The organism is Acinetobacter sp. WCHA39 (assembly GCF_002165385.1).
Lineage (GTDB): Bacteria > Pseudomonadota > Gammaproteobacteria > Pseudomonadales > Moraxellaceae > Acinetobacter.
The window spans coordinates 1-26967 of the sequence record NZ_NHRP01000001.1; the positions used below are offsets into that span (position 1 = coordinate 1).

Annotated in this window: 23 protein-coding genes; 14 read left to right on the top strand and 9 right to left on the bottom strand. The window is 40.3% G+C overall.

The genetic code is table 11. The features are described 5' to 3' along the window. Positions 1–53: 53 nt before the first annotated feature. From CDG56_RS00005 to gatC, 4 genes are all read right to left on the bottom strand, one after another. Entirely contained in the window at positions 54–1046 is a 993-nt protein-coding gene (locus CDG56_RS00005) for a hypothetical protein (RefSeq protein ID WP_087546528.1), read from the bottom strand. 82 nt (positions 1047–1128) lie between these two features. Next, positions 1129–2598, bottom strand: coding sequence for an Asp-tRNA(Asn)/Glu-tRNA(Gln) amidotransferase subunit GatB (gene gatB, locus CDG56_RS00010; RefSeq protein ID WP_087546529.1), 1470 nt, complete (start codon positions 2596–2598; stop codon positions 1129–1131). Then, positions 2598–4076, bottom strand: coding sequence for an Asp-tRNA(Asn)/Glu-tRNA(Gln) amidotransferase subunit GatA (gene gatA, locus CDG56_RS00015; RefSeq protein WP_087546530.1), 1479 nt, complete (start codon positions 4074–4076; stop codon positions 2598–2600). The genes gatB and gatA overlap by 1 nt, the downstream gene beginning before the upstream one ends. 53 nt (positions 4077–4129) lie before the next feature. Continuing rightward, positions 4130–4447, bottom strand: coding sequence for an Asp-tRNA(Asn)/Glu-tRNA(Gln) amidotransferase subunit GatC (gene gatC, locus CDG56_RS00020; RefSeq protein WP_087546631.1), 318 nt, complete (start codon positions 4445–4447; stop codon positions 4130–4132). Between the two features lie 133 nt (positions 4448–4580). Here gatC and CDG56_RS00025 point away from each other — a divergent pair, with 133 nt between their 5' ends. From CDG56_RS00025 to CDG56_RS00050, 6 genes are all read left to right on the top strand, one after another. Then, entirely contained in the window at positions 4581–5621 is a 1041-nt protein-coding gene (locus tag CDG56_RS00025; RefSeq protein WP_087546531.1) for a rod shape-determining protein, read from the top strand. Between the two features lie 17 nt (positions 5622–5638). Next, a complete protein-coding gene (gene mreC, locus CDG56_RS00030) occupies positions 5639–6496 on the top strand; it encodes a rod shape-determining protein MreC (RefSeq protein WP_005161943.1) in 858 nt (285 codons plus the stop codon). Continuing rightward, positions 6483–6974 (top strand): rod shape-determining protein MreD, encoded by a 492-nt coding sequence (mreD, locus tag CDG56_RS00035; RefSeq protein WP_087546532.1) that lies wholly within the window; start codon positions 6483–6485, stop codon positions 6972–6974. The genes mreC and mreD overlap by 14 nt, the downstream gene beginning before the upstream one ends. Continuing rightward, positions 6962–7522: a Maf-like protein gene (locus CDG56_RS00040; RefSeq protein ID WP_087546533.1), complete on the top strand. Its 561-nt coding sequence runs from the start codon at positions 6962–6964 to the stop codon at positions 7520–7522. The genes mreD and CDG56_RS00040 overlap by 13 nt, the downstream gene beginning before the upstream one ends. 48 nt (positions 7523–7570) lie before the next feature. Continuing rightward, positions 7571–9025, top strand: a complete 1455-nt coding sequence (gene rng, locus CDG56_RS00045; RefSeq protein ID WP_087546534.1) for a ribonuclease G — start codon at positions 7571–7573, stop codon at positions 9023–9025. A 134-nt stretch (positions 9026–9159) separates the two neighbouring features. Further along, positions 9160–9333, top strand: coding sequence for a PA1571 family protein (locus CDG56_RS00050; protein WP_005161929.1), 174 nt, complete (start codon positions 9160–9162; stop codon positions 9331–9333). Between the two features lie 40 nt (positions 9334–9373). Here the strand turns inward: CDG56_RS00050 and CDG56_RS00055 are convergent, their stop codons facing one another. Further along, positions 9374–10759 (bottom strand): WS/DGAT/MGAT family O-acyltransferase, encoded by a 1386-nt coding sequence (locus CDG56_RS00055; protein ID WP_005161926.1) that lies wholly within the window; start codon positions 10757–10759, stop codon positions 9374–9376. A 183-nt stretch (positions 10760–10942) separates the two neighbouring features. Further along, a complete protein-coding gene (locus tag CDG56_RS00060) occupies positions 10943–11677 on the bottom strand; it encodes a phosphoadenylyl-sulfate reductase (protein WP_087535743.1) in 735 nt (244 codons plus the stop codon). 172 nt (positions 11678–11849) lie between these two features. Between CDG56_RS00060 and thrH the strand changes: the two genes are divergently transcribed. Next, positions 11850–12467, top strand: coding sequence for a bifunctional phosphoserine phosphatase/homoserine phosphotransferase ThrH (thrH, locus tag CDG56_RS00065; RefSeq protein ID WP_087546535.1), 618 nt, complete (start codon positions 11850–11852; stop codon positions 12465–12467). Positions 12468–12554: 87 nt separating this feature from the next. Here the strand turns inward: thrH and CDG56_RS00070 are convergent, their stop codons facing one another. Together CDG56_RS00070 and CDG56_RS00075 are read right to left on the bottom strand one after the other, a co-directional pair. Continuing rightward, on the bottom strand, positions 12555–13829 hold the full coding sequence (locus tag CDG56_RS00070) for an OmpP1/FadL family transporter (RefSeq protein WP_087546536.1): 1275 nt from the start codon (positions 13827–13829) through the stop codon (positions 12555–12557). Between the two features lie 296 nt (positions 13830–14125). Further along, on the bottom strand, positions 14126–15325 hold the full coding sequence (locus CDG56_RS00075; protein ID WP_087546537.1) for an OmpP1/FadL family transporter: 1200 nt from the start codon (positions 15323–15325) through the stop codon (positions 14126–14128). 487 nt (positions 15326–15812) lie between these two features. On the opposite strand from CDG56_RS00075, the gene kdpA reads away from it, so the two are divergent. From kdpA to CDG56_RS00100, 5 genes are read left to right on the top strand one after another with little or no spacing between them, the layout of a single operon-like run. Beyond that, positions 15813–17504, top strand: a complete 1692-nt coding sequence (gene kdpA / locus CDG56_RS00080; protein WP_087546632.1) for a potassium-transporting ATPase subunit KdpA — start codon at positions 15813–15815, stop codon at positions 17502–17504. Between the two features lie 16 nt (positions 17505–17520). Next, positions 17521–19533, top strand: a complete 2013-nt coding sequence (gene kdpB / locus CDG56_RS00085) for a potassium-transporting ATPase subunit KdpB (RefSeq protein ID WP_087546538.1) — start codon at positions 17521–17523, stop codon at positions 19531–19533. Positions 19534–19542: 9 nt separating this feature from the next. Then, positions 19543–20178 carry a potassium-transporting ATPase subunit KdpC gene (kdpC, locus tag CDG56_RS00090; RefSeq protein ID WP_087535746.1) on the top strand — a complete coding sequence of 212 codons (636 nt, stop codon included), beginning with the start codon at positions 19543–19545 and terminating at the stop codon, positions 20176–20178. A 13-nt stretch (positions 20179–20191) separates the two neighbouring features. Next, positions 20192–22840, top strand: a complete 2649-nt coding sequence (locus CDG56_RS00095; RefSeq protein WP_087546539.1) for a sensor histidine kinase — start codon at positions 20192–20194, stop codon at positions 22838–22840. Between the two features lie 11 nt (positions 22841–22851). Next, entirely contained in the window at positions 22852–23556 is a 705-nt protein-coding gene (locus tag CDG56_RS00100; RefSeq protein ID WP_005161904.1) for a response regulator, read from the top strand. Positions 23557–23609: 53 nt separating this feature from the next. Here the strand turns inward: CDG56_RS00100 and CDG56_RS00105 are convergent, their stop codons facing one another. After that, complete coding sequence (locus CDG56_RS00105; protein WP_087535749.1) at positions 23610–25070, bottom strand: coniferyl aldehyde dehydrogenase; 1461 nt, start codon at positions 25068–25070, stop codon at positions 23610–23612. A gap of 128 nt (positions 25071–25198) precedes the next feature. Here CDG56_RS00105 and CDG56_RS00110 point away from each other — a divergent pair, with 128 nt between their 5' ends. After that, positions 25199–26263 (top strand): AraC family transcriptional regulator, encoded by a 1065-nt coding sequence (locus CDG56_RS00110; protein WP_087546540.1) that lies wholly within the window; start codon positions 25199–25201, stop codon positions 26261–26263. Between the two features lie 111 nt (positions 26264–26374). Beyond that, positions 26375–26938 carry a phosphatase PAP2 family protein gene (locus CDG56_RS00115; protein ID WP_087543251.1) on the top strand — a complete coding sequence of 188 codons (564 nt, stop codon included), beginning with the start codon at positions 26375–26377 and terminating at the stop codon, positions 26936–26938. Positions 26939–26967 lie beyond the last annotated feature (29 nt).

Here is a 26967-nt window from a genome sequence, read left to right on the forward strand (position 1 = left end):
CGCTTTAGTATCATGTTTGAAGAGCGTGTAACCAAGTATTTTTAAAACTGTATTTACACAGAATTATTTACACCCTCTATGTTTAATTTTTTCCCATTAATGTCATAGCCTGCCCTATGTGCACAATCATGTCGAATTTTTACAGCATCAATCAACCAACTTAAATTTTCAGGAAGTGTGCAGTTTAAAACGTTTATAAAAAGAGGCATCACTGCTTCAATGTTATGGAATGACATTTCTTCTAATGATTTTTTTACTTTTTCCTTTAATGTATTTTGCCAATTAGGTAATTCTTCAATCTTAAATTTCGTATCCTTAACTTTGCCATCACGGGTTGCTTGTTTGAGAATAAGTTCATTATCACCTAATACTGTTTTAATAAATGTTGTTGATAAATAGTTTTCTAACGTAGCTATCAAGAATCCATGTAGCATAATAAATACATCTTCATTAAGAAAACCGTTATATTTAATAGATACTATTTTATTAGCTTGAGAGATTTGTTCTTGAAAAATTTTCATAGGGCGTGTTTGGTGATATAGCCATAAAAACTCTTCGTGAGACAAAAAACAAAATGTTCTTTGAAAGGATGATTTGAAAAAATCTTCGGTTGTAATTTTCGTTTGTAGATTATTTTTTAATGTTTCTCTAATTTTCATATAAAAATTGGTAATTAAAGCCTCATCATTTGAAAAATAGTTTTCAATATCTTGATAAAAGCTATCATATTCAGGTAAAGAAAAGAAATTATTAGGTAGTTTGTCTAATAAACGACCTTCTATATCTCGGGAAAAATATTCTGTATAAAATTGACCTGAAATTGGCGAGGATGACGGTTTTTGTCCAACAAAACCTACTTTAACTTGTCCTATAGTTCGTGCGGTAGGACTAGTTGTAGAATAATTAACAAGAGATAAATTAAAAGTTGATTTAAAACCGTAATCATCCCATTTTGTCGGTGTAAATACTGCTAAATAACCATTAAATAGTGATAGGTTTGGAAATTCTTTTTCATTTAAATCATTAAAATATAATTTGATACTCATTATTTTATTCCTTTAGTTAATATTATAAAACCCCACATTAAGTGAGGTTTTATATCATGAAATTAATTAACTAGCCAATAAATCAACCAATCAATTTCTTCATTAATTCATTCACTTGAGCTGGGTTAGCTTTACCTTTTGCAGCTTTCATGACTTGACCAACCAGACCGTTAAAGGCTTTTTCTTTACCAGACTTGTACTCTTCAACCATTTTTTCATTGGCTGCAAGCACTTCTTTGATAATCGCTTCAATCGCACCTGTATCAGTTTCTTGCTTTAAGCCTTTTTCAGCAATAATATCATCCGCAGATTTTCCTTCTGCTTCCCACATAAAGCCAAACACTTGCTTGGCAATTTTGCCGTTAATGGTATTGTCGACAATACGCGCAATCATGCCACCCAACTGCTCAGCAGAAACAGGAGAGTCCGCCAATTCTAGGCCCGCTTTGTTTAAAGCACCTGAGAATTCGCCCATCACCCAGTTTGCAGAGACCTTACCTTGCGCAGCACCGCCAGCAGCAGCGACAACAGCTTCGTAGAAGTCAGCCATTTCGCGTGACAGCGTCAATACATGTGCATCGTATTCAGTTACACCGAAGTCAGCAATAAAACGCTCACGGCGAGCAGCAGGCAACTCTGGAAGCGCAGCACGTGCCGCTTCGATCTGCTCATCGGCAATGATCACTGGCAATAAGTCTGGATCAGGGAAGTAGCGATAGTCGTTCGCTTCTTCTTTTGAACGCATTGAGCGAGTTTCCATCTTGTTCGGATCGAACAAACGGGTTTCTTGGTCGATCGTGCCGCCATCTTCCAAAATTTCCATTTGGCGTTCAATTTCAACATTGATCGCTTGCTCAATGAAACGGAATGAGTTGAGGTTTTTCAACTCGCAGCGTGTACCAAAAGGTTGACCCGGACGACGTAATGACACGTTACAGTCGGCACGGAATGAGCCTTCTGCCATGTTGCCGTCAGAAATACCTAACCAGCGTACAAGCGTGTGAATCGCTTTAATATAAGCAATCGCTTCTTCAACCGAACGCATATCTGGCTCAGATACGATTTCAAGCAATGGTGTGCCCGCACGGTTTAAGTCGATACCCGACATACCTTCGAATTGGTCATGAATCGATTTACCTGCATCTTCTTCAAGATGGGCACGGGTCACGCCAATGCGTTTGGTCGTACCATCTTCCAGTTGGATGTCGATATGACCCAAGCCTACAATCGGATTGTCCATCTGGCTGATTTGATAGCCTTTTGGCGAATCTGGATAGAAGTAGTTTTTACGCGCAAACACAGATGCTTGATCTATATAGGCATCAATACCCAAACCAAAGCGAATTGCAAGATCAACCACTTCGGCATTCAATACAGGCAATACGCCCGGCATGGCTAAATCAACAAGGCTGGCTTGTGTATTTGGGTCTTGACCAAATTCAGTCGATGAACCTGAGAAGATTTTAGACTTTGTGGCAAGCTGAGTATGGATTTCGATCCCGATAACGACTTCCCAACCGTCAATTAACTTTAACTTTTGAGCTTCAGTCATTATGCATTCTCCTCAGCAATTGCCGCACGTTTGGTATGCCAGTCTGTATTTTGTTGATATTGATGCACAATCGAAAGCAATTGTGATTCTGACCAGTAGTTACCGATCAACTGTAAGCCCACAGGCAAGCTGTCTTTATCAAAACCAACAGGTGCGTTGATGGCTGGTAGACCTGCCAAGTTCACTGCAAGGGTATAGATATCGCCTAAATACATTTCAGTTGGACTGAGGTTTGCACCGATCTTATATGCTGTGGTTGGTGCAGATGGTGCAGCAATCACGTCAACATTTTCAAATGCTTTCAAGAAATCTTGCTGAATCAAACGACGTACTTTTTGTGCTTTGACATAGTAGGCATCGTAGTAACCCGCAGACAGGGCATACGTCCCGATCAGGATACGACGTTGTACTTCAGCACCAAAACCTTCTGAACGTGAGCGTTTGTACAAGTCCATTAAATCCACTGGATTTTCACAACGGTAGCCATAGCGTACACCATCAAAACGTGACAGGTTCGAAGAAGCTTCCGCAGGGGCGATCAGGTAGTAAGTCGGTACATAGGCTTCAGTCATGTTGAGATCAATCTCAACCAAGATTGCGCCCATTTCTTCTAACTTTTTCAATGACTCTTCAACACGTGCTTTCACATCTGCATCTAAACCAGCTACATTAAAGTATTGCTTTGGAATACCAATGCGTAAGCCTTTCACTATTGTGCTGTTTAGATTTGCAACGTAGTCATCGACTTCTTTATTCACCGAAGTTGAGTCTTTGGCATCATGACCTGCAATCACATTCATCAAGTAAGCACAGTCTTCCGCAGAACGTGCCATTGGACCGCCTTGATCGAGTGAAGAGGCATATGCAATCATACCGAAGCGTGATACACGACCATAGGTCGGTTTTAAGCCTGTTAAGCCGCAGAATGAAGCTGGTTGGCGAATTGAACCACCCGTATCCGTACCTGTTGCAATCGGAGCTAAGTCCGCAGCAACAGCCGCAGCGGAACCACCTGATGAACCACCTGGGACATGATCTAATGCCCACGGGTTACCTGTCGCGCCAAAATATGAACTTTCAGAGGTTGAACCCATTGCGAATTCATCCATATTCACCTTACCTAAAGTCACAAGACCTGCAGCTTTGGCTTTGGCAACGACGGTCGCATCGTAAGGTGAAATGAAGTTATCCAACATTTTTGAACCGGCAGTGGTTTTAATGCCTTGGGTACAAAAAATGTCTTTGTGTGCAAGAGGAATACCTGCCAACGCATGTGCATGACCTGACTTAAGTGCAACATCAGCAGCATCAGCTTCAATAAGTGCTTGTTCTGCCGTCACCGTTACATAACTTTTTACTTTCGGGTCAATTTTGGCAATACGTTTTAAATAATGTTCGGTCAATTCGCGTGATGAAAATTGAGCTTGTTTGAGCCCTTCAGAGAGTTCACGGATTGATAAGCGATGTAAATCTGTCATATGAAAAATTTCTTTACATTCTAAATATAAAATATTGATTAATCGAATAGAAATTATTCAATTACGCGAGGTACAAGGTACAAGCCTGCTTCTGTTGCAGGAGCGACCGCTTGATATTCATCACGATGGTTGCTTTCACTTACAATATCAGCACGTAAAGGTTGCGGATTATCAAAAGGACTTTTCAAAGGCTCAACGTTATCGGTATTAATGCCTTTTAGGCTTTCCATCATGCCAAGAATTTTATTTAAACTTTGAGCATATTCAGTAGATTGCGTGTCATTTAGAGACAAGCGAGCAAGATGTGCAATCGCTGAAACGGTCTTTGCATTTAAGTCCGTTGTCTGCTGAGCATCTGATGATGTAGACATAACTTTACCTAATTCAGTATCAAAAAATTGCAAAATATCGTGCGTTATAATAAGCGATTGACTTGTTCAAAGCATCACATTTCGTTAAAGTTGCCACCCTGTATCCACACAAAGTTTAATTGAGAACGCCCCCGTGATTTTAAAACGACTAATTGGCTTGTTTTCGCCGGATTTAGCCATTGATTTAGGTACTGCAAATACCCTTATTTATGCACCAGGCCGTGGCATTATATTAAATGAACCAACAGTTGTGGCCATTCGTCACAGTGGCTCACAAAAAATTGTGGCGGCTGTAGGGATTGATGCTAAACAAATGTTAGGCCGTACACCAGCGAATATTTCAGCGATTCGTCCAATGAAAGACGGTGTGATTGCCGACTTTGAAGTCACTGAGACCATGTTGAACCAGTTTATTGGCAAAGTGCATGAAAAGCGTTTGTTTCCACCAGCACCGCGTGTGGTGGTCTGTGTGCCATGTAAATCAACATTGGTTGAACGCCGTGCCATTCGTGAGGCTGTGTTCAATGCAGGTGCGCGTGATGTGCGCTTGATTGAAGAGCCGATGGCTGCCGCAATTGGCGCAGGTATGCCAGTTGAACAGGCATGTGGTTCAATGGTGGTTGATGTGGGTGGCGGTACGACTGAGATTGCGATCATTTCATTACAAGGCTGTGTTTATGCCGATTCATTACGTATCGGTGGCGATGTATTTGATGAGCAAATTATCAATTATGTGCGTAAAGCGCATGGTTGCGTGATTGGGGAAACCACGGCCGAAGTGATCAAGAAAGAAGTGGGTATGGCGATTGCTGATGGCAAAACCCTTGAGATTGAAGTGCGTGGCCGTAATCTGGCAGAGGGTGTACCCCGTGCGATTACCGTAACTTCTGATGAAATTACTCAGGCGATTTCTGATCCTTTGCAAAGTATTGTGAGTGCTGTGAAATCCGCGCTTGAACAAACCCCGCCAGAACTGTCTTCGGATATTGCAGAGCGTGGTATCGTGTTGACGGGTGGTGGTGCGTTGTTGCGTAACCTTGATAAACTGCTGGCGCAAGAAACAGGTCTACCTGTGATTGTTGCGGATGACCCTTTAACTTGCGTCACACGTGGTGGCGGTAAAGTCTTAGAGTTCTTTGATAATCCGAACCATGACATGCTTTTTGTTGGCTAAATCATAAGGACTAGGCGGTGCAACCGAATCTTTTTTCAAGACAACCGCCATCTTTTCGCTCATTTATTATTGCGGTTATTTCATGTTTGGTGGTGCTTTTCTTTGATTGGCGCATGCCTTATGTGATTCAACCTGCAAGAGATGTCTTGTATGCAGCGTATAATCCAATTTATGCGCTGGCAAGTTATCCTGTATTGTCGCGAGAATGGCTGAACCAACAAACCAAATCTGAAACTCAATTGCGCCGTGAAAATACCGCAATGCAGGCTGAACTCCTTCAAGCTCAAGTTCGACTCCAAAAACTTTCAGAACTCTCCGCGGAAAATAATCGTTTAAGGGGGCTTTTGGATACGCCATTGATTATTGATGGTCGTATGCAAATTGCAGAAGTGATTGGAACAGATGCCGACCCATTACGCCATATTATTATCATTAACCGTGGCTCTGTGGATCACTTAAAAGTTGGACAAACTGTTCTCGATGATAAAGGGATTATGGGACAACTGATTAATGTGTACCCGCATAGTTCTCGTATCATGTTGTTATCAGATAAAGAACATTCGCTGTCTGTGCGTTTAGAACGGACAGGGATGCGTGCGATTGTCTCTGGGACAGGTGATTTAGGTCGCCTAAAAATGGAATATGTTCCGACGAGCGCCAACATCCAAGTGGGCGATAAAGTATTTAGTTCGGGTTTGGGCGAACATTTTCCTGCGGGCTATTTGGTGGGTACTGTTTCTAAGGTTAGCCGTCATACTTCAGGTGAGTTTGCAGAAATTGATGTTATTCCTGCGGCACAGCTTGCCAGTGGTCATCATGTGGTGGTGTTATTTTCAGAATCTTTAGCGCAGGAGCAACCTTATGCCGATCGCTAGATTGAGTTTTGAAAAACGCAAAGATCCACTTTGGATGATTATCATCTCAATTATTATCGGGTCTATTCTTTTAGTTTATCCGATTGCTTACGAAGCTTCAGGATGGCGACCATCCATTATGCTGATAACCATGCTGTTCTGGATTCTTTATCAACCTAGTTGGTGCGGGGTTTGGTTCGCCTTTGGAGTGGGGATTTTCACTGATTTATTGTTAGATGCGCCTTTGGGTTTAAATGCACTAAGTTTTGTTTTGATTACGTTTGGTACGCGTTATTTTATTCGTGAACGCCGAATTTTAACTTTCGCGAACTCATGGGTAATCGCTGTACTTGCAATTATTGCACATTTAACCTTTTTGTGGATGAGTCAAACAATATCGAGTACACATTTTTCAATAGCGCGACATTGGCAACCGCTTGTTAGTAGCGTGATAGGATGGCCGATGGTTTATTACTGCTTACAAAAATGGCGCGTATAATTTTAGCTTCGAGTTCACCTCGTCGTAAAGAACTGCTACAACAGTTAGGGCTGGACTTTGAAATATACAGTCCAGATATCGATGAAAGTGTCCGAGAAAGTGAAATTGTTGAACACTATGTTGAACGATTGGCGAGAGCAAAGGCACATGCTGTTCTAGGTTTATTTCCTGATGCAATTGTGATTGCTGCGGATACCAGTTTAAGTTTTGCAGGTAAGATCATTGGAAAACCACAATCAAAGCAGCACGCATTTGAAATCTGGTCAACAATTTCTGGGCAATGGCATGATGTGTACTCTGGAATTTGTGTGGCAAGCTCTGTCCAATCCTTAAGTAAAGTGGTTAGAACTCAAGTCGAGTTGCAACAGTTAAGTCATACCGAAATGGAAAAATATTGGGCAACGGGTGAACCTGTTGGAAAAGCAGGGGCGTATGCAATCCAAGGGATCGCAGCTCAATATATTCCCCAAATTCGGGGGAGTTATAGTAATGTGGTCGGTTTACCGTTGTACGAAACAGCACTGTTATTAGAAAGCGTTAAAATTTAAAGTAGACACTTTCGGATATAAGAATTTTTATAAAATTTTGAGTGGATTATGGCAGAAGAATTGCTAATTAACGTCACACCGATGGAGTGTCGTGTGGCTTTAATTGAAAATGGTACGGTCAATGAATTATTTGTTGAGCGTACTGTAAAACGTGGTTTAGTGGGTAATATTTATAAAGGTAAAGTGGTACGTGTACTGCCGGGTATGCAAGCTGCTTTTGTTGATATTGGATTGTCTCGGACTGCTTTTTTACATATCAATGATATGGTCTGGTCACGTTCGCAACCTACCCCAAATGTTTTCGAGCTTCTGCATCCGGGACAGATGTTGACGGTTCAAGTGATGAAAGACATGTTGGGAACTAAAGGTGCACGTCTAAGCACAGATCTTTCTATCCCATCACGTTATCTAGTATTAATGCCTTATGGTAATCATATCGGTGTATCACAACGCATTGAATCAGAAGAAGAGCGTGATCGACTTCGTAGCATGATTGAGCGCATTCAGACAGAACACAGCTTACCGGGTAGTGTGATCGTTCGCACCGCAGCGGAAGGTGTAGATGAAGCTGCGATTGCACAAGATATGTGTTATTTGAGTAAGCTTTGGGAGTATATTCAACGTAAGCAAAAAGAAGTTGCGACACCTGAACTTATTTTTGAAGAATTACCTTTACCACAACGAATTGTCCGTGATTTAGCCAGTGATGAAACGGCAAAAATTTATGTCGATTCTCGTGAGATTCATGCCAAGTTAAGTGAGTTTGTGCAGGAGTTTGTGCCAACGATTGAAAATCGTCTGATTCACTATCCCGGCGAAAAGCCACTTTTCGATTTGTATAACGTCGAAGAAGATATTCAAAAAGCGTTGCAGACCCGTGTCGCACTTAAGTCAGGCGGCTATCTGATGATAGATCAGACTGAAGCCATGACCACCATTGATGTGAATACAGGCTCTTATGTGGGTGGCCGTAGTTTAGAAGACACGGTATTTAAAACCAATATGGAAGCGACACAAGTCATTGCGAGACAACTTCGTCTACGTAATTTGGGTGGCATTATCATTATTGATTTTATTGACATGCAAGAGCTTGAGCATCGACAAGAGGTCATGCGTCAGTTTGAACGTATGCTTGAACGTGATCATGCCAAAACAAAAATCACCCAAGTTTCAGAGTTAGGCTTGGTTGAAATGACACGTAAACGTACACGTGAGTCTTTAGAACATTTATTATGTGAGTCATGCCCAACTTGTCAGGGACGTGGATATGTGAAGACCGCAGAGACAGTATGTTACGAGATATTTCGAGAAATTTTGCGTTATGCCCGTGCATTTGATTCCAAGAGTGGCTTTACTGTCGTTGCACATCCAGCAGTCATTGATCGGCTACTCACAGCAGAAGCCCCAGCCGTGGCCGATTTGGAACATTTCATTAATCGCGTGATTAAATTTCAGGTCGAAAATCTGTATACGCAAGAGCAATACGATATCATTCTGAGCTAAAGTTGTAACAAAATTTCGCTTAATCCTTGTTACAACTGAAATTTTACTTTCTATCATGAATTTTAAATACTAGAACCATAGAATGAGCCATAGGTATCTTGAGTACCTTAGCAAATAATATGAGGTATATAATTATGAATGTGAGCGAAAGATTAGTGAATCATGGTTTTAAGCATGTTTTAGACAGTAATCCAGTCAATACATGTTATATGGTTGATAGCCAAGGTAAAGAGATCCAAATTACTACGGCAATGATCCGTTTAGCCTGCCATCAACTATTACAGCGTTGTCGTACAATTAAAAAATAAGGGGCGATTTAAAGCCCCTTAATTCTTTTCAGTACGATGCTTAATTTACAACTTTCTGTTGTGGCTGATCTTGAATCACTTGCTCATAGCGTTGAATTTCATCTTCTAGATGAGCGAGAAGAGTTTGCATTTTTGGCACTGTATTACGACATGCAATCAAACCTACTTCTAACTTATCTAAATAACTTGTCATTGTAATATTTAGTGCTTGGCCATCCATGACGATTGAAGCAGGATAGAGCGCATCCAATTTTGCGCCATTCCAATATAATGGTTCACGTGGACCTGGTACATTCGAAATCACTAGATTAAATGCCTGACGTTTCGGTAACATTCCTGAAGCGATGTTTAAACCTGCTGGTCCATAGACTAATGCACTATAGTTCAGGATTTCATTTGCAGTCATGCGGTTAAAACGCTGCTTTGAATTCTGTACGCTACGGCGAATAATTTCTAAACGTTCAATTGGGTCTGCAATATGAGTGGCTAGGTTTGCCAAAATCATGGTAATACGATTGCTGAAATCAGAATCATCGGTACGCAATGAAGCAGGAACCATCGCAATCAAAGGTTTTTTTGGCAAACTATTTTGATTAATCAAATATTCACGTAATGCACCAGAGCAAACTGCTAGTACCACGTCATTGAGTGTTACACCAAGTGTTTTAGCGATAAGGCGGAAACGTTCCAACTCAAAAGATTGTGCAGCAAAACGGCGAGAAGAACTCACACGTTGGTTTAAAATCGATGGTGGTGCTTGAAAAGTTGAGACATAATCAGGATTTTTCCCGATTTCCTTAAATAAGGTTTGTGAAAGTTCCTGCATCACTTTAGGTGCAACTTCACACTGGGACTTAATTGTATCCAGAACGCCCTTGATTTTACTGACAGCAGGGGCTTTAGGTGCCTTTAAGCGTTTAGTACGCTTTCCTTCGACACACCATAATGGTACGACATGCTTTTCATTTGGGTCTTTGGAGAGTGATTTTTCGATCAATCGCATTCCTGCAACACCATCTACCATCGCATGGTGAATTTTGAAATACATTGCAAAACGATTGCCTTCAATGCCTTCAATAATGTCACATGTCCATAGTGGTTTAGCACGGTCAATCAGTGAGCTATGCTGTTGTGAAATATAAACCAGTAATTCACGGATACGGCCTGGGTTTGGCAAGGCAATATGGCGGAAATGGTGGTCAATATCGAACTCTTCATCCTCTCCCCAAAACAGCCCATTGAGCTGGTTGTTAAATGGAGGAACCGGAATACTCTTCGATTGACGGATATCTTGAACAAGATCATGCACGAATGTCGGAGATGCATTTTCTGGGATTTCAAATAAAAATAATCCGCCTACATGCATAGGTTGCTGTCTTTTCTCTAATGAAAGAAAAATAAAATCAATAGGGTGTAATGGGCGCATAGCAGATATAGCCTCTCATTGCATTTTTTATAAGATACTCTTTGAGCTCTTATTAGAATTATTGAACCGTCGTGTAAAGTATATACGGTTTGCTCTGGTTAAAATATGACTTTGTACAAGGTAGTCAGAAAAAATAAAACCACTGATGAATCAGTGGTTTTTATATACCAAATCTGCTAGGAATTATTTTTTCAGATTGCCCGAGTGTAATCCGCACTCTTTGTGAGTTGCTTCTTCCCACCACCAACGACCTTCACGTTCATGTTGGTTTGGTAATACAGCACGAGTACATGGTTCACAACCAATTGAAATAAAACCACGTTCGTGCAGCGGGTTATATGGAATTTCCATCATTCGAATATAACTCCATACATCTGCACTGCTCCAATTTGCAAGCGGATTATATTTAATCAATTGCTTGCCCTCACCTGAAAATCCAACATCCGCTTGCACCACTGGGATCTCATTACGTGTGCCTGGGCTTTGATCTTTACGTTGACCTGTAATCCAACCATCCAAAGTCGCTAATTTTTTACGTAAAGGTTGTACTTTACGAACGCCACAGCATTCCTGATGACCATCTTCAAAAAAGCTAAATAAACCCTTTTCATTTACCAACTGCTGTACAGCAGCGGATTCAGGAAAGCAAATTTCGATCTTAATATTGTAATGTTTACGCACAGTTTCAATAAATTGATAGGTTTCTGCATGTAAACGCCCTGTATCTAAACTAAACACACGGAATGGTTTACCAAGACGCGAAGCAATATCAATTAATACAACATCTTCAGCACCAGAAAATGAAATTGCAATTTCGCCTTCTTGGCTTAAAGCAAGCTCTAAAATTTCTCGTGGTGATTTATCTGAATATTCAGCAGCGAGCGCATCTACAAGGTCAATAGTCGGAATAACAGTCATAGGTGTTCCTGGCGAAAGGCTTGGGTACAATTGTAAATCATTCTAAGCAAAGCCATTTGCTTGTCTTCGATTTTAATCTTGCAGAATAAAATCGTTTTATTTAACAACAGCGCAAAAAATGAAAATCTTAATGGTATGATACAGCAATTTTTAATCAACATTGGATGCATTCATGGAAATCGTATGCCTAGACCTTGAAGGGGTACTTGTACCAGAAATCTGGATTAACTTTGCCAAGAAAACAGGAATTAAAGAATTAGAAGCGACGACGCGCGATATTCCAGATTATGATGTTTTAATGACTCAACGTTTAAACATTTTAAAAGAGCATGGTTTGGGTTTAAATGATATTCAAGCTGTGATTGCTGATATGGGACCATTTGAAGGTGCAAAAGAATTTGTTGAATGGGTACGTACACATTTTCAACTGATTATTTTATCTGATACTTTTTATGAGTTTGCACATCCATTGATGAAACAACTGGGTTGGCCAACGATTTTCTGTCACAAACTTGAAACTGATGAAAATGGCATGATTACGGCATATAAATTACGCCAGCCTGATCAAAAGCGTCAGGCGGTGAAAGCATTACATGGTTTAAATTTCCGTGTGATTGCTGCAGGTGACTCTTATAATGATACGACCATGTTGGGTGAAGCGGATCATGGTTTCTTATTTGATGCGCCAGAAAATGTTATTGCTGAATTCCCACAGTTTCCACCATTGCATGGCTATGAGGCACTAAAACAGGCGATTCGTTCTGTTTCACAACGCGATATTCCAGAATAATTAAAATTTCTAAGCTTTTTATGAAAGGTAAAGGAAATTTAAAAATAAAAGGCGCTTTTAAGCGCCTTTTATTTTTTTTACTATTTATTAGAATTTATAACCAATTTTCAAACCATAAGCGATCGCATCATTATTTTCAAACTCAGCTACGTAGTTAGGCGTATTAAATTGAGAACCTGATTGAGCTTTAGCATCTCCTAACCAGAAATACTTTACGCCACCAGCAATAAAGTAATTCGGGGCAGGGCTATATTGAACTCCTAGGCCTACATTCCAATAACCTTCCGTTGGTCCGAGTGTTGTAACTGGGTTACCTGCACCGGAATCCCAACCTACAGAAACATTACCAGCCCAATGATCATTGACTTTACGGCCTACGCCAGCAGTTACAGAATATTGGTCGTCAGCATAAGCCACTAGATCAAAGCCGTCTTTTTTACCAGTTGAGTCTACAACTGGTTTTTGTTGTGATGCAAAACCAAATTTAGGAGGTCGTACTGAGAAATCTTTCCAATTGACCCAACGTAAATTAGCAAAAGCAATCGTATTTGCCATAATTCCTGTTTGGAAATCTAAATTGACCGATTGTGGTGTTGTAATGTCTGTATTCTCATTGGGTAAAGCATTTAGACCATTAAATAACCCAGCACTCTTAAAATGTTCAGTCGTTTCAGCTGAATGCTTTATTTTTGAACGATATGTTGCAGATGCTTTTAACGCAATTTCTGGAATTTGATATGCAGCACCAGCTAACCAGCCCAATTCACCATTTTCCTTGGTAATAAAATTATAGCCACCGAAGGTCGCACTACCCCCGTATGCTGTGCCTCGAAGTTGTACATCGACAGTTACGGTCTGATAGACAGGACCTGCATATAAGTTGAAATTCTTATTTGGCTGAAAACCAAAAATTAATGATAAATTTTGTGTATCAACTTTAGCGCTAGTTGTTTCAATACCATTATGGAATGTACCTTGTCCTGCTAAAGCTGCAGGTAATGTGTTTGGAAGTTTTTCTGGAGTTAGAGAATATTTTGCTTTTGAGCCAAAAGGTTGGTCGTAAATTAAACCAAATGAAAATTGATCTGTAACTTGAAGTTTGAGTGCAGCTTGGACAGTCTGGTACGATTCTGCCATCTCACCGACTGAAGCATTTGAAATTGGTGAACCAATAAATGGATAATTATCTTTGGTTTTACCTGATACATTTGGATCAAGAACTGAAATACCTGCTTCAAAATAGTTGCCTGCTTGTAAAAAAGGGGCAATAGATTGACCTGAACGGTCTAAAGCTGCCGCAAAAGCTGAAGTGGTTGGGAGTAAGCTAAGTAAAAGAGCGTGCTGAATCGCATTAATCTTCATTGGTATTTTCTCTCATATCACTCTGTAACAAGAATGTTGCGAAAAGTAACATAATTTTTATGGCTCAAAATATTTTACAAATGTCCATAAATGAACTGATAAAGTCATGAAAATTTCTTGAGAAGTGTAGTCTTATATACTATTCGGTTTATTTGTAAATTCTTGTTAAGACTTTGATTAATCATGTTTTTCTATATTTTAAGAATAATCCATAATAAATTTTGAACAGTATTTATTTTTAGCATAGCAATAAAAAAGACCATCAAATGATGGTCTTTTTTTATTGGATGTGTTGATTAGAAACGGTAACCGATTTTCATACCATATGCGATTGCATGGTTATCAGTGAAGTCAGCAAGATAGCTATCGGTATTAAATTGAGCACCAGATTGAGCTTTAGCATCACCTAGCCAGAAGTATTTCACACCACCAGAGATAAAGTAGTTAGCTGCTGGACTAAATTGAACGCCTACACCAAGATTCCAATAACCTTCTGTTGGACCAAGTGTTGTAATAGGGTTTCCTGCACCAGAATCCCAGCCTACAGAAACATTACCAGCCCATTGTTCATTTAATTTACGACCAACACCTGCATTTACAGACCATTGATCATCAGTGTAGGCAACTAGATCAAATCCTTTTCCACCAGCTGCAGCTGTCGCTGCATTAGCTGCAACACCAAAAGCGTAAGGACGGATTGCAAAATCTTTCCAATTTACCCAGCGAACATTTGCGAATGCAACAGTGTTCGCCATAATACCTGTTTGAAGATCTAAGTTTACAGATTGAGGCGTAGTGATATCTGTAGAACCTGTAGCATTATTTAAAATCGCTGCGATTGGTCCAGCCCCAGCAGATGATTCATCAATATTAACTTTATGTTTAATTTCAGAGCGATATGTAACAGAAGCTTTCAAAGCAATTTCAGGAATTTGATATGCAGCACCAGCTAACCAACCAGCAGCAGAGTCTTCTGGAATATCGGCATTATAGCCACCAAAAGCATTTATCCCACCATAACCAGCACCACGTAATTGCACGCCACCTTTTACAGTTTGGTATACGCCACCTGCATAAAGATTAACGTTCTTAATCGGTTGAACACCAAAAAGCATAGAAATATTTTGTGTGTCAACTTCAACTTTTGTATTACCTGCAGCATTAGTAAATAATGTTGAATCGTGATATTCAGCATCTGCACCAAATGGTTGATCATAAATCAAACCAAATGATAAATAATCCGTTAATTGTAACTTGAGAGCAGCATTGTAAAATTGATAATCTCCACCCATGTCACTAATATTTTGACTACCAGTTGCAGCTGTAGATTGACCTTTTACTGTTGGATCTAGAACCGAAATACCAGCTTCGAAATAATTGCCTGGTTGTAGAAAAGCAGACACAGACTGACCAGAACGGTCTAATGCTGCTGCAAATACTCCAGTTGCAGGTAGCGTCGCTAAGATCATGGCAGTGCTAAGATGTTTTAATTTCATTTTAAATCTTTCCTTGAACTTCAAGATTTTTTAGGTAGAGAAGCTATCATTGATAAGCCAAATCATTTACGACACATGATTTGCTATAACTCCATGTAACAAAAATACCATAATTAAAATAAGAGTAAATGTTCTAAATGAACTACTCAGTACGATTGATTACATGAAAATGCACAAAAAAATGCTATTTAAATTTGTATGCATTTGTGTTTTGTTGGTAATATATTGATAAATATAAAGTATTGCTAATAATTTAAGGTGTTTTGTTTTTGCATTTCTTTTTAATTTTTTTTTAATAAGGTCAAAGATTTTTTGTAAAAATTAAGAAATTTTTCTCCATAATTTTTTTTAAAGCATTCTTTGGCATTACAGAGAAGAGTTTAGGAATAATTTTACGCAAAATTTACGTCTACTGGTTTTTTCAATATAGAGAATTTACGCTCTCAATTTCCATACTAATGATGACCTATTTTAAATGGCATTTGCTATGTGGGAATTTATTACTGTATTTGTCTTTTCATTGTTGTTGGCTTATCCGCTCGGACACTATCTTGCGGATGTAATGCAAGCCAAACCAATGAAAAGTGACGCTTTGTTTAAAAGGATTGAGCAACCGATTTATGCGCTACTGGGCGTCAAGCGCAGTGGGATGAACTGGCGACAATATTTGGGTGCTTTTGTTCTGAGCAATGTTCTACTGCTTGCTGCAAGTGTCACTATTTTAATGACACAGGCATGGCTACCATTGAATCCTGATCATATCCCGAATATGAATTGGGATTTGGCTTTACATACCACCATTTCATTTCTGACCAATACCAACCAGCAGCATTACTCGGGGCAGTCTCAACTCTCTTATCTATCGCAAATGACCGTGATTGTAGGATTGCAATATTTGTCGCCACTTATGGGACTTGCCTTATTAGTCGCAATGTTAAGAGCATTATTTTTACAATCAGCTCAACAACAAGACCTAGATCAAAACAAATGGAATCGTATTAATTTGGGTAACTACTGGATGGATATCATCCGACCACTATTTCGATTTTTCATTCCTTTGGGATTTATTTTTTCTTTACTACTCACTTTTCAAGGTGTGCCAGCAACCTTATCTGCGGGGCCAACAGCGCAAGTTTTAGAGCAAAGCACAGAAGTCAAAACTCAAGATATTCCACTCGGCCCAGTTGCACCGATGGTGGCGATTAAACAACTGGGTAGTAACGGTGGCGGTTGGTATGGCCCAAACAGTAGTGTGCCTTTAGAAAATTCAACCCCATTGTCGAATGTGATTGAGATGATTGCCATTTTACTGATTCCACTTTCTGCGGTGTTTATGGTTGGACATTTTATTCAACGTAAAAAACTGATGTGGATGATTTTTGGCAGCATGTTGCTGATGTCTCTTTCTTCAACGCTATTGACCCTGTGGGCTGAAAAATCTTCGCTCACTCCAAATACTGCTTTGATGGAAGGGAAGGAAATGCGTTTCGGTGCTGAAGCATCGGCATTGTGGGGAAGCTTGACCACACAAGTGAATAACGGCTCAGTCAATATGATGCATGACTCTGCCTCACCACTGACGGGATTGGTTGAACTGTGCAATATGTTGATCAATGCCATTTGGGGTGGGATTGGTTGTGGGCTATTACAGTTCTTTATTTACCTGTTTCTTGCCGTATTTATCGCAGGTTTGATGACGGGGCGTACCCCTGAATTGTTTGGTCGAAAAATTGAAGTCACTGAAATTAAGTTATTGGCTTTTGTAATCTTGTTACAGCCTGTGGTGATTCTTAGTTTGACTGCAATTGCCTTTCCCTCCATGACAGGGAATTCAAATCCAGCTTTTCACGGCATTAGCCAAGTGTTTTATGAGTATGTCTCTGCCTATGCCAACAATGGTTCTGGTTTTGAAGGCTTAAGCGATAACACTTTATGGTGGAACCTAAGTGCCAGTGTAGCGTTATTGGCAGGGCGTTATAGCGTATTGATTATTCCAGTCTTAATTGCAGTCAGTTTAGCAACCAAACCGCAAGCAGCCGAAAGCAAAGGTTCTTTACAGATCGAATCTCCAACCTTTGCCCTGACTTTAATCGGGATCGTGCTGATCCTCACCTTGTTGCAATTTATGCCCGTGTTGGTGATTGGGCCAATTGCTGACTATTTGTCGATAAAAGTTTAAGCGTGGAGCAAGCACAATGAAACATTCAAATGCGACACAACAGATGGATATTTTTAATAAAGAAATTATTCAACAAACTTTCCATAAATTGCTGCCTCAACACGCGTTTAAAAATCCAGTGATGGCATGTGTCTGGGTGGGAACGGTTTTAACCCTTGTTGCCACTTTGATGGGAAATGCCAGTTTAGGTTTTGGTTTGGCCCTAAGTTTGATTTTATTGGTCACGGTCTTATTTGCCAATTATGCCGAAGCGGTCGCAGAAGCCAAAGGTCGTGGACAAGCTGCATCTTTACGTCAGGCGCGTGAAAACTTAACGGCTAATCGAATTGCCGACCTGAATGCCGTACCGACAGTGATTTCTGCAAATTTACTGAAAAAGGATGATCTCGTCATCGTCAAAGCAGGTGAAATTGTTCCTGCGGATGGTGAGATTATTCAGGGTTTTGCCACGATTAATGAATCAGCCGTTACAGGTGAATCTGCGCCCGTACTGCGTGAAGCCAATACCGACCGTTCAGGGGTGATTGGCGGAACTAAGGTTTTGTCCGATGAAATTATTATTCGAGTCAGTAATGAAGCAGGGCATAGCTTCTTAGACCGTATGATTGCCTTGGTGGAAGGTGCCAACCGTCAAAAGACACCAAATGAGATCGCATTGAGTATCTTACTCAATATTATGACCATCACCTTTATTGTGGTGGTGCTGACTTTACCTGTTATTGGATCAATGGTCGGGATCAAAATCAGTATCGTCTTACTGATTGCACTGTTGGTCTGTTTGATTCCAACTACGATTGGTGGCTTGTTGCCTGCGATTGGGATTGCGGGGATGAACCGTGCGTTAAAAGCCAATGTCTTAGCCAAATCAGGGAAAGCGGTTGAAGTTGCAGGTGATATTGATGTGTTGCTGTTGGATAAAACAGGCACGATCACCTATGGCGACCGTCAAGCCAACGCCTTTTATCCATTGGCAGGTGTAACGCTAAGTGAATTGCGCCAAGCAGCCATGCTGACCTCTTTTGCTGATCCAACCCCTGAGGGTAAATCCGTGGTGAGTTTGGGTAAAGAAATGAGAGAGAGCATTCGTGAGCCTCAAGATGCCGAATTCATTCAGTTTAGTGCATCGACACGGTTGTCTGGCGTGGATTTGGCGACAGGGCAAAAGATTCGTAAAGGTGCTGTCGATGCCATTCTTAACTTTACCCATCAAAATATTCAAGACAACATTGAGCTGAAAACTCGTGTAGAGCAAGTCGCATCCAAAGGCGCAACGCCATTGGTTGTTGCATCGAATCATACAATTTTAGGTGTGATTGAATTGTCGGATGTGATTAAACAAGGGATTAAAGAGCGCTTTGCATTGTTACGAGAGATGGGGATTAAAACCATCATGGTAACAGGGGATAATCCTTTGACCGCAGCTGCAATTGCCGCTGAAGCAGGTGTAGATGATTATATTGCTGAAGCTAGACCAGAAGATAAGTTAGCCTGTATTCGTAAAGAGCAAGCCGCAGGAAAATTAGTCGCAATGGTGGGTGATGGTACCAATGATGCACCAGCCTTGGCGCAAGCTGATATTGGTTTAGCCATGAATTCGGGTACTCAGGCTGCCAAAGAAGCAGGCAATATGGTGGACTTGGATTCCGATCCGACCAAATTGCTAGATGTGGTTGAAATTGGTAAACAGCAATTGATTACTCGTGGAGCATTAACCACTTTTTCGTTAGCAAATGACGTATCTAAGTATTTTGTGATTTTACCTGCATTGTTTGCCGTGGCGATTCCACAACTTGGGGTACTTAATATTTTACAGCTTAGTAGTCCAAGCAGTGCCGTGATTTCCGCTTTGATCTTTAATGCTTTGATTATTCCAATGCTGATTCCATTGGCACTCAAAGGCGTTCAATTCAAACCTGCCAGTGCGCTGCAATTGTTACGCCGTAATATGCTGATCTATGGTGTAGGTGGTGTGATCTTTCCGTTTATTGTGATCAAGCTGATTGACCTTGTTGTGTCATTGTGGATTTAGGAGTTGGAAATGAATACTTTATTGAGTCATGAGCAATTGAATCAACAGGACTTGGCATTATCTAATCAAGGACATTCAGTCCTACGCCCGAGTATTGGTTTGATCTTGGTTGGCTTTTTGATTGCAGGTGTGTTGTATAGTGCGATAAGTGTTTCCATTGCGCAGTTGATCTTTCCCAAACAAGCCAATGGTAGTGTCATTGAACTGGATGGTAAAATTATTGGTTCAAGCTTGGTAGGGCAAAACTTTGTTAGTGAACAATATTTCCATGGACGACCAAGTGCGGTAAGTTACAATGTCGATGGCATGGCAGGCAGTAATTTGGCAATCTCTAATCCTGATTTACAAGCACAAATTAAAGAGCGAACAGTGCGATTTGCCCAGAATAATCATATTACTGAGCAACACGTGCCGAACGATATGGTGACAGCATCAGGTAGTGGGATTGATCCTGATATTTCACCTGAAAGTGCTTTTTTACAAGTGAAACGAGTGGCACAGCAACGTCATTTACCTGAGCAACAAGTTCGTGATTTGGTACAACAACAAATTCAGCCTGCACAGTTCGGCGTATATGGGCAAGCGCGAGTGAATGTGTTGCAGTTAAATTTAGCCTTAGAGCAATTGTCATCGACCATACGTTGATAGAGCAGACCTTATGCAGATCGACCGAAACAATAAAGCAGATGCATGGTTGGCACATAGTCAACGTGAACAATCTGGACGTTTAACCATTTTCTTGGGTGCAGCACCTGGGGTTGGGAAAACCTATGCCATGCTGACCCGAGCGCATGAACTGATGCAACAAGGGCAGCATGTGATGGTTGGGGTCGTAGAAACCCACGGTCGATCTGATACCGAACGTTTGATTCAAGGGTTGAATGTTATTCCAAGAAAGTCTGTGGAATATCAGGGGCGAATGTTGGAAGAGATGGATCTCGACCAAATTCTTAAATTAAAGCCTCAAATTGTGCTTGTTGATGAATTGGCCCATCGCAATATACCCAATAGTCGGCATGAATATCGTTGGCAAGATGTCAATGAGTTGTTGGATGCAGGCATTGATGTGTATAGCACCTTAAATATTCAGCATTTGGAAAGTCTGAATGATGTGGTTTTTCAAATTACGGGGATTCGGGTCACTGAAACTGTCCCCGATGCATTACTGAAACGTTTGAAAGACATTCGACTGGTTGATTTACCTGTTCCTGAATTATTAGAACGAATGAATCATGGCAAGATTTATTTCGCCGATGTTGCCCCTCATGCATTACAAGGTTTTTTTAAAGCTGCAAATTTGACAGCGTTACGTGATCTGTCAATTCAAACTGTTGCAGGGCAAGTCGATATTGATTATCGAGAAAAATTTGTTGCGCAAGGGCAGATTATTCCGATTCAAAATCACGTCATGTTGGCAATTGATGGTTCTGAATTCTCTGAAGATTTGGTACGCCGTGCGCATCGGATTGCGGAAAGGCGCAATGCAACGTGGAGCGTCATTTCGATTCAAAAAAGTAAGGTTGAAACGCCTCAAGCCTTTGCAGTGACGAAGGCTTTTAATCTAGCGCGTAAGCTCGGTGCCGATACCTATTTGCTGTATAGCAATCATATTGCATCGACCATTTTACAGGCGGCTTATGATCATGGTGCATCTAATATTTTGCTCGGAAAAAGCCCTCAAAAATCGTTATGGCAGCGCCTATTTTCAGATCATATTGCCGATCAACTGTTAGAGAAACAGCATCCTTTTGAAATCACCTTTGTTCAGCCTTTAAAAGCCAAAAATAATGAAAAGCATTTGCAGAAAGATGTGGCGCATTCATCTTGGCTGGAACAAGGCTTGGCGTTTAATCAACGTGAAGTGTTTGAGAGTATTATCATTGTATTGCTAGGACTGATTGTGGCTGCAATCAGTGATCATTTTATTGGGTATAGTGATTTAGCCTTAATTTTTATTGTGACCGTATTACTAGTTGCGATACGCGCACGCATGTTGATTACAATTATCAGCGTATTCATCTGTTTTCTACTCTATAACTATTTTTTTATCGAACCTCGATTTACCTTTATGATTAGTGCTGAACGAGGCGTGATTACCATCATTACGTTTATTGTCTCAGCCTTACTGGTCGGGCGTTTAGCCAACCAATTACGTGCGCAGGTCTTGAGTTTACGTGCTGCAAATTCAGTCTCGTTACAGTTGCAAGAATTGGAAAGGAAACTATCGACCTGTGTGGATATTGAACAGGTATTAACCGTCGCCAAACAACATTTGGAAACCTCATTAAATGCCACGGTCTGGTTAAAAGTTGAAAATCAGTCTTTGGGTGATGTTTCTGCTTTAAATGAAAAAGATCAAATAGCCGCAGATTGGACGCAGAAGAATGCGAAACCCTGTGGACGCTTTACCAACACACTGACCAATTCTGAATGGTGGTTTATTCCACTAAATTTAGTGAAAGAATATGGCGTGATTGCAATTCGGTTTAATCAAAATGCTCAAACCATCAGTTTTGAATTACAACGTTTAACTGAGTTGATGATTGAGGATATTGCCCAAACTGTTGCTCGGGTACAACTGTCTTTACAGTTAGAAAATTCTCGTGTGGTGGCTGAAACGGAAAAGTTGCGTTCAGCTTTACTTTCTTCGGTCTCGCATGATTTACGTTCACCCTTAGCCGCGATGATTGGTTCAGCAGATACGCTTAAATATTATGGCGAACAGATGCCTGAAAGCGATCGACATGAATTATTAGACACCATTCACATTGAAGGGGAACGACTGGATCGTTATATTCAAAACCTATTGGATATGACTCGACTAGGTCATCAGGGTTTGACTTTAACTCGTGCTTGGATCGGTGCAGATGAGCTGATTGGCTCGGCAACTCAACGGCTGAAACGCTATCAGCCTGAGGTGAAAATCGAAGTTGCTTTGGCGGAAGAACTTCCGCAATTGTATGTGCATCCTGCTTTGATTGAACAAGCCATTTTTAATGTCTTGGAAAATGCTGCAAAATTCTCACCAGAGAATGTTCCGATTGAAATAAAGATTCAGCAAGAGGAACAATTTCTGCAAATTGACATTATCGATCAAGGGATTGGCATTCCCGAAGATGAACGCGAGCAAATCTTTGATATGTTCTATACCATGCAGCGTGGCGATCGCGGTAAAACGGGGACAGGTTTAGGGCTTGCGATTGTCAAAGCAATTATTGGCGCACATATGGGCAGTATTGAAGCTTTTGCTGGAACAGGTGGTCAAGGCACCTTAATTCGCATACGATTACCGTTATATCAGGATTAAAATTATTATTTATGCCGCAAACAACCCATCCGAATGCATCAATTTTAATTATTGATGATGAACCTCAAATTCGAAAATTTTTAGACATTGCTTTGCGTGCGCAAGGTTATCAGGTGCATGTTGCTGAAAATGGCATGAAAGGCTTAGAAATTTTGGCAACACGAGGTGCGGATTTACTGATTTTAGATTTGGGTTTGCCAGATATGGAAGGACAGGAAGTATTGACTGAGATGAGGCAATGGTCAGATATTCCTGTAATTGTGCTATCTGCCCGTCCTGATGAAAATCAAAAAATTAAATTGCTCGATGCAGGTGCAAACGACTATGTCACTAAACCGTTTAGCATTCAGGAATTATGTGCCCGTATTCGGGTAATGTTTCGCAATAAACCACAACAGTCTGAACAGAATATTGTATTTGATGATGGTCAATTATCTGTGGACGTGGCTGAACATGCGGTGACGTTCGCGAATGAAGAAATTGTTCTCACAAAAAAGGAATTTCAACTGTTAGCACTATTGATTCGTCATCAGGGGAAGATTGTTACGCAAAAGCAAATTATGACCGAGTTATGGGGCATTAGTCATGAAGAAGATACCCATTATCTTCGAATCTTGGTGAAAAAACTCCGCAGCAAAATTGGAGATTCTGCGGTCACTCCAAAATATATTTTTACCATTGCAGGCGTGGGGTTACGTTTCCAAGGACAATCCTAAATTGAAAAATAAAAAGAGAGTTTGCAAAACTCTCTTTCTGACGAATAAACCGTTTATTTTAAGTTTGGATCGCCTTTTTTCAAGAAGAAACTTAATGCCAGTTTTTGTACCCAAGTGCCATAAGGTGGATAGAATAATTGCGTTGGGAAGAAGCGATGGCGAGCAAAAACCGTTTTCGCATGTGAAAGCTCACGGAAACCTTCTTCACCGTGATAAGTCCCCATACCCGAGTTACCAATACCACCAAATGGTGCATCATGGTTGACCACATGCCAGCCCCAATCATTAATCGTGACACCGCCTGAATGAGTTTGTTTTAAGATGTAGTCACGTTCGGTTGAATCATGGGTGAAACAATAGAGTGCTAAAGGTCGTTCACCTGCTTTGATATAGGCAATTGCATCATCAAGGCTATCGTAAGCCACTACGGGCAATACTGGGCCAAACAGCTCTTCTTTTAGAATACGCATATCGGGTGTGCAATTCAGTACAATATGTACAGGCATACGACGCGCATCTTTGTCACGATCATATTCGGCACAGGCAATAATTTGAGCGCCTTTGGCTTTGGCATCGTCTAGGATTTCTAATAGGCGTTTGAAATGGCGATCATTGACGATAGAGGTATAGTTAGAATTATTGCTGATGTTACTGCCATACATCGCCGTAAAATTCTTTTTACATTCTTCTGCAAACTGATTCACTTGTTCTTTGGGTACAAGTGCATAGTCAGGTGCAACACAGATTTGCCCACAATTGGTTGCCTTACCATGCAATACCCGTTTAGCTGCATCGGCTAATGGATAATGACGGCTGACAAGCGCAGGGGATTTACCGCCTAATTCTAATGTGACAGGCGTTAGGTTTTCTGCTGCTGCACGCATTACCACTCGACCAATTGCAGGTGAACCAGTAAATACAATATGGTTAAAAGGGAGTGATGTGAATTGTGCAGGATTAAGAATTTCTTCACCGAAAATACAAACTTCATCTTCAGAAAAAACTTCAGCCAGCATACGTCTCAGCACTGCATTAGTTGCAGGTGTAATTTCGGGCAGTTTAATCATGACTCGATTGCCCGCAGCGATTGCCGCAACCAATGGACCAAGCGCCAAATAAACGGGGAAGTTCCACGGCACAATCACACCGACCACACCTTTCGGTTGATATTGGACAGCCAGACGGTTTGATAAAAACAGTAATTCAGTACTTCGTTTACTCGGTCGCATCCATTTACGTAAATGTCGAATGGCATGTTCTGCTTCCAAAACAGAGCCTAATAAATCCAATAGCTTTGATTCATCTACCGATCGAGAACTAAAATCGCTATTGATAGCAGTTGCAATGACGTCTTGATAACGAATAATTTGTTTTTTAAGTTTGAATAATTTTGTACGTCGAGCATCGAGATCAGGATAAGGATTCGCATCAAAAGCAGCACGTTGTTGGGCGAATACCAAGTGCATATGTTTAGTTGCCGAGTCGCTAAATTCCTGCGAATGAGAAAGTGTCATTGTTGCTCCTTCCATGCTTATTGGTAGAAATAGACTTTATGATTGATTGAATTTTTAGTCGATGTTAAATTGAGACAACAAAAAGTAATTTAGTGCCATTATCTACTGATCGAATGGATAAAGTAAAAATGCCTAAACAGAATATTGAGCAAAATATTTATATTGAAGCTCGTTATGATCATACGCTATTCGGTCAAGGCACGCCTATACTTGGTTTAAGCAGTTTGTTTGATGAAATGCAAAAACAAGGATATTCCATCGCTCAGATATTAGATGGTACGGGTATTACGCATGATGCGTTAACAAGTGCGACCACAACAATATCTCAATATCAAAAGTTGAAGTTATTTCAAAATATCCAATCTTTGTCTAAAGATCCATTGATCGGGCTTAGGGCAGGCCAAAAACAAAAATTATCAGATTTCGGGGTGTACGGTTATGCACTGTACTCTTCCCGTAATTTTCAACAAGCCGTCGAACTTGGTATTCGACATATCAAACTAGCCAGTCCTGTACTGCAAAAATCATTTTATATACAAAATGATACTGCAATTTTTGAAGCTAAAGAAATTATTGCTTTAGGGCATTTATTACCATTAATTTGCGAGTTTTGGTTTAGTTCAATGCAGACCTTAATTCAGTGTGTACTCGAAGCGCCATTTCAATCTAAAAGGTTATTACTGCCTTATCCTGCCCCTGAATATGCAGATGAATATCAAAAGGTATTTGGTTGTGTTGTAGAGTTTGATGCAGAGGTGATGCAATGGCATTTCGATTTAGCATGGTTAGATGCACCTTGTCCAAATGCAAATCCGATTACTGCGGATATGTGTCAGTCTTTTTGTGAACGGATGTTGGGTGATGAAAATGATGAGGAATCTGAACTGATCAAAACGATTCGTCTTATTTTCTTGGACAGTGTTGGGAATTTTCCAACTGCTCAACAGATGGCAGATCAATTACATCTATCTAAAAGAACCTTATATCGCCGTTTAGCCGATTTGAATGTGAGTTATCAAGAAATATTGGATAGTACGCGAACACGTCTTGCCGATGAATATCTAGCGGCGACAACACTGAGTATGGATGAAATTGCTGAAAGGCTTGGTTTTTCAGATACTTCAAACTTTAGGAAAGCGTATTGTCATTGGACGGGAATTTCACCTAATCAATATCGTAAAAAGTTTGCTTAGTGAAATGCAAGAGCTAGAGATTATTTAAAATTAATTTTGATAGAGATTTAATCATTCTTTCATGATTCGCTTATATATTGCGATGAGCGAATCTAAAAAGATAAATATGCAATGATATTTGAAAGCTTAAACATTTACTTGTTTGATTGCATAAACTCATTTGCGACTCAGAATGCGATTGTGGATAGAGTTGCCATATTTACAGCTCATGATTTAAATACAGTTTTTATATGTTTTCTTTTATTTTTATTGGTTTACCAATGGAAGATCTATAACTATTTATTCGCTAAAACACTTTTAATTGTGTTGCTTTCTTTAATCCTGAGTGATTTAGCTGAAATTTTCTATCATCATCCACGTCCGTTTGAAATAGGACTAGGTCATCAACTTATTGGGCATGGTCCAAGTTCATCATTTCCCAGTCAGCATACCCTAACCATCACAATCATTGCCTTTTCATATTGGTTAGCAGGCTTTAAGAAGATTGGTGTATTCGGTATTTTTGTCGGTATGGTCGTTGGTTTATCAAGGGTTTATGTTGGGGTTCATTTTCCATTTGATATCATTGGATCTTTTATGATTGGTTTGATGTTGGTTCTATCTGTCAATTATATCGTGAAGGAATTGACTGTTAGAATTCGTAAAATTACATCGGTCAGTGCTTATGATGTCTAACAAAATGCTAAATGGTTATTTGAATTTTA